Here is a 250-nt window from a genome sequence, read left to right as displayed (position 1 = left end):
GACTCGCTGAGTATGCTTGGAGATCTTCCAAATGGTTCATCAAGTGAAGAAGATGAATCTGCCGGCTATGAGTTCGTTCATTTAAGTGGCGCCCGATACTTTATAGGGGACAGCTCCATCCCCGTAGGCGGAGTTCCTTGGCGTGGTAAGATGGCCGCGATCGATGGTTTTACTCTCGGCCGAATGTCGTGAACCAAAAGTGATCAAGTCCTTCCAAGGCTCGCCTCTTGCGCGAGCCTTGGTGCCGAAC

General features: G+C 52.4%; 1 protein-coding gene. It reads left to right on the top strand.

Annotated features, from left to right (window positions below; translation table 11 throughout):
• Window positions 1-192: hypothetical protein (locus SCA31_RS24715; protein WP_410699600.1), on the top strand; the 192-nt coding region annotated here is incomplete at its 5' end.
• Window positions 193-250: the final 58 nt, after the last annotated feature.

The sequence above is a fragment of the Chryseobacterium sp. SIMBA_028 genome (assembly GCF_046535285.1).
In the GTDB taxonomy this organism is placed as follows: Bacteria; Bacteroidota; Bacteroidia; order Flavobacteriales; family Weeksellaceae; genus Chryseobacterium.
This window is presented reverse-complemented; position numbering and strand designations above follow the sequence as displayed.